The organism is Streptomyces axinellae (genome assembly GCF_039532135.1).
Classification (GTDB): domain Bacteria; phylum Actinomycetota; class Actinomycetes; order Streptomycetales; family Streptomycetaceae; genus Streptomyces; species Streptomyces axinellae.
In genome coordinates this window covers 1-4,725 of sequence record NZ_BAAARJ010000050.1, presented here as the reverse complement: position 1 = coordinate 4,725, position 4,725 = coordinate 1, and the positions used below count along the sequence as shown (strand labels likewise).

Below are 4,725 nucleotides of genomic sequence, written 5' to 3'. Positions count from 1 at the left end.
GCGCCCAGCGGTGAGGTCGACTGGGGCCAGGGCGGCGTGCGGCTGCTCACCGAGCGGCAGGACTGGCCGCAGGGCGACCGCCCCCGCCGCGCCGCCGTCTCCTCCTTCGGCATCAGCGGCACCAACGCCCACCTGATCCTTGAGGAGTTCGCCGACCAGCCGGAGCCGGAGCCGGAGCCGGTGCCGGAGCAGGAGCCGCCCGCCGGAGAGACCGGTCAACGGGTCGTGCCCTGGCCGCTTTCCGGCACGACGGAGGCGGCGCTGCGCGCGCAGGCCCAGCGACTGCACGCCTGTCTCGCCTCGAAGACCTCCTACCGCCCGGCCGACGTGGGGTACTCGCTGGCGACCACCCGTTCGGTCTTCGCACATCGCGCGGTGGTGCTGGCCCGGGACACCGGTGAGGCGATGGCCGGGCTCGCCGACCTCGCTGCGGGCGAGCCGTCCGGCCGGGTGCTGACCGGAGCCGCGGAACGGCGGGGCAAGACGGTGTTCGTCTTCCCCGGGCAGGGCTCGCAGTGGCGCGGTATGGCTACGCGGCTGCTGACCGAGTCGCCGCTTTTCGCCGCCCGCCTGGCGGAGTGCGCCGACGCGCTGGCCGAGTTCACCGACTGGTCGCTGCTCGATGTGCTGCACGAGAGGGAGGGCAGCCCCTCGCTGGACCGCGTGGATGTGGTGCAGCCGGCCCTGTTCGCGGTGATGGTCTCCCTTGCCGCCTTGTGGCGGTCCTACGGCGTCGAGCCCGACGCCGTCGTCGGGCACTCGCAAGGCGAGATCGCCGCGGCCTGCGTCGCCGGGGCGCTCAGCCTCCGCGACGCCGCCCGGGTGGTCGCCCTGCGCAGCCAGGCCATCCGGGACGAGCTGGCCGGACACGGCGGCATGCTGTCCGTCGCCCTGCCGGCCGGGGAACTCGCGGAGTCCCTGGAGCGCTGGGAGGGGCGGCTTTCCCTGGCGGCGGTCAACGGGTCCTCCTCGGCGGTCATCTCCGGCGAGGCGGCTGCCCTGGACCAGTTCCAGGCCGAATGCGAGGCGCGTGAGGTGCGGGCTCGCCGGGTGCCAGTGGACTACGCGTCCCATTCGGGGCAGGTCGAGGCGATCCGCGGGCGGCTGCTGCGGGACCTCGACGGTCTGCGGCCGACCGCGCCCGCCGTCCCGTTCCACTCGTCGGTGACGGGCCTGCCCTCCGAGGGCGGGACGGGTCCGCTGGATGCCGCCTACTGGTACGAGAACCTGCGCCGCACCGTCGCCTTCGCCGACACAGTCCGCGGCCTGGCGGCCGACGGGCACACCCTGTTCGTCGAGGTGAGCCCGCACCCGGTGCTGGTACCGGGCATGCAGGAGTCCTTCGAGGCGCTGGAGCTTCCCGCCACGGCGCTGGGCTCGCTGCGCCGGGACGAGGGTGACCTGTCCCGGTTCGTGGCCTCGCTGATGGCGGCGCACACGGTGGGCGCGGCACCGGATTGGGAGGCGGTGTTCGACGGCACCGGCGCGCGCCGCGCCGATCTGCCCACCTACGCCTTCCAGCGGCGCCGCTACTGGCAAGAGCCCACCCGCGCCGCCCTGCCCGCGGCGCCCGGCGAACGGCCGGAGGAGGAGTTCTGGTCGGCGATCGAGACGGGCGACAGCAGTGTGCTGGAACGTGTCCTGGGCGCCCGCACCGCAGACGGGCTGCGGGAGGTGCTGCCCGAGCTGGCCGAGTGGCGCCGGGGCGCCCGGGCCCGCGCGGTGATCGACTCGTGGCGCTACCGCATCACCTGGAAGCCGTTCGCACCCGCGCAGCCGGGCGGCCTCACCGGCCGCTGGCTGGTCGTCACCCCGCAGGAGGCGGACGCGGACACCGCCGGACTCCTGGAGCGGGCACTCGCCGGCACGGGGGCCCGCCCGGTTCCGGTCACCGTCTCCGGGCGGGAGGCGGACCGGGGGCGGCTGGCGGAGCAGCTGGCCGGGGCGGCCGGCGGCGAGCCCGTCGCCGGAGTGCTCGCCCTGCCGGGCGCGGCGAACCCGCCTGCCGCCGAGGGGCCGGTTCCGGCCGGTACCGTGCTGGCCCTCGCTCTGGTCCAGGCGCTCGGTGACGCACTGCCGGATACTCCGCTGTGGCTCCTCACCCAGGGCGCCGTCTCCGTATCCGAACAGGATCCCGCCGCCGACCCGGAGCAGGCCCAACTGTGGGGCATGGGACGCGTCCTGGGACTGGAGCACCCCGAGCGCTGGGGCGGGCTCATCGACCTGCCCGCCGAGCCGGACCAGCGCACGCCTGCCCGCCTGGCGGCCCTGCTGGCGGGAGCGGGCGACGAGGACCAGATCGCGCTGCGGAACAGCGGCGCCCTCGCACGCCGGTTGGACCGCGCCCGGCTGGGCACGGCCACTCCACCCCGCACCTGGCGCCCCCGGGGCACGGCTTTGGTGACCGGCGGCACGGGCGCGTTGGGCGGCCACGTCGCCGAGTGGCTCGCCGCGAACGGTGCCGAGCACGTGGTGCTCACCAGCCGCCGGGGGGCGGACGCCCCTGGCGCCGCCGACCTTGAGGCGCGGCTGACGGCGCTGGGCGCCAAGGTGACCCTGCGCGCCTGCGACCTGTCCGACCGGCAGCAGGCGGCGGCCCTGGTCGCCGACATCGAGCAGGCGGCCGGTCCGGTCCGGGCGGTCTTCCACACGGCGGGCGTGCTGCGCACCACGGCCCTGGCCGACGTGCCGGCCGACGAGTTCGCCGAAGTCCTCGCAGGCAAGGTCACCGGGGCCCGTAACCTGGACGGCCTTCTCGACGAGCAACTGGTGGAAGCCTTCGTCCTCTTCTCCTCCAACGGCGGCGTGTGGGGCAGCCGGGGGCAGGGCGCGTACGCCGCCGCCAACGCGAGTCTCGACGCGCTCGCCGAACAGCGCCGCGCCCGCGGCCTGCCGGCCACCTCGGTGGCGTGGGGCCTGTGGGGCGGCGGCGACACCATGGCCGACCCGGAGACCGAGCAGTATCTGCGCCGGCACGGGCTTCGCCCCATGGCGCCCGACGCGGCGATCGCCGCGCTGGCCCAGGTCCTCGACCACGACGAGACGTTCGTCTCGGTGGCCGATGTGGACTGGGCGAGCTTCGCCCCCGGTTTCACCGTCGCCCGCCCCCGGCCGCTGATCGCCGACCTGCCCGAGGTGCGGCAGACCCTCAAGTCCGAGGCCGGGGCGGACGAGAACGCGGGGGCCGGGAAGGCGGAGTCCCTCGTGCGGGAGCTGGCGGGACTGCCGCCGGCCGAGCAGGAGCACCGGCTGCTGGACATGATCGTGCGGCAAGCGGCGGCGGTGCTGGGCCACGACTCCACGGAGCTGATCCGGCGCACCGGCGCCTTCCGGGAGCTGGGCTTCGACTCGCTGACCGCCGTCGAGCTGCGCAACCGGCTCGCCGCCGCCTTCGGCACCCGGATGCCGGCAACCCTGGTCTTCGACCATCCCAACCCGCAGGCGCTCGCGGCCCATCTGCGCGAGCAGCTGCTCCCGGCGGACTCCGCCCCGGCGCCGTCCCGCCACGGCGCGGACAGTGCGGAGCACTCCCGGGCGCTGGAGGCTCTCGCCCGGATCCCGGTCGCCCGGCTGCGCGGCTCCGGCCTGCTCGACACGCTGCTGGACCTCGCCGGGGGCGACGCGGAGCCGACGCCGGACGGGAGCGCCGATCCCTCGGCGGAGACCCGCATCGAGGATCTGGACGACGACGCGCTCGTCCGCATGGCGCTCGGCGACCCGGGGACCGAGGACCCCCGCTGAGCGCTCCGTATCCCCCACCTGTCACCACCGAATGCCGGAGCGGAAAGCATGTCAAAGTCGCCTGAGAAGGTCGTCGAGGCGCTGCGTGCCTCTCTCGTGGAGAACGAGCGGCTGCGCCGCCGGAACAGAGAACTGCTCGACGCGTCCGGGGAGCCGGTGGCGATCGTCGGCATGGGCTGCCGGTATCCGGGTGGTGCGGAGGGCCCGGAGGAGCTGTGGCGGCTGCTGGCGGAGGAGACCGACGCGGTGGTCGGTTTCCCCGCCGACCGCGGCTGGGACACGGAGAACGTGTACGACCCCGAGCCCCGGCACGGCCGCACCTACGCCCGTGAGGGCGGATTCCTGGACTCCGCCGCCGAGTTCGACGCGGACTTCTTCGGGATCAGCCCGCGGGAGGCGCTGGTCATGGATCCGCAGCAGCGGTTGCTGCTGGAGACGTCGTGGGAGGCGCTGGAGCGGTCCGGTATCGATCCGGCGTCGCTGCACGGCAGCGCCACCGGCGTGTTCATCGGGGCCACCGACCAGGGGTACGGGCCGGAGCCGCAGGACGCGAGCGAGGAGAGCGCCGGCTACCTGCTGTCGGGCAACGCGTCCGCCGTGCTCTCCGGGCGCATCTCCTACGTCCTGGGGCTGGAGGGGCCGGCGGTGACGGTGGACACGGCGTGTTCGTCCTCGCTGGTGGCGCTGCACCAGGCGTGCCAGGCGCTGCGCCAGGGCGAGTGCGAGATGGCGCTCGCCGGAGGCGTCGCGGTACTGGCCACACCAGGCGCCTTCATCGAGTTCTCGCGGCAGCGGGGCCTCGCGCCCGACGGCCGGTGCAAATCCTTCGCCGACGCGGCGGATGGCACCGGCTGGGGCGAGGGTGTGGGTGTGGTGGTGGTGGAGCGGCTGTCGCGGGCGCGGCGGTTGGGGCATCGGGTGTTGGCGGTGGTGCGGGGGAGTGCGGTCAATCAGGATGGTGCGTCGAATGGTTTGACGGCGCCG

Annotated in this window: 2 protein-coding genes; both read left to right on the top strand. The window is 74.9% G+C overall.

Translation table 11 applies throughout. The features are described from left to right. A partial coding sequence (locus ABD339_RS33315; RefSeq protein ID WP_344570917.1) for an SDR family NAD(P)-dependent oxidoreductase occupies positions 1 to 3,741 on the top strand: 3,741 nt, incomplete at its 5' end. Positions 3,742 to 3,789: 48 nt separating this feature from the next. Beyond that, positions 3,790 to 4,725: beta-ketoacyl synthase N-terminal-like domain-containing protein (locus ABD339_RS33310; protein ID WP_344570916.1), on the top strand; the 936-nt coding region annotated here is incomplete at its 3' end.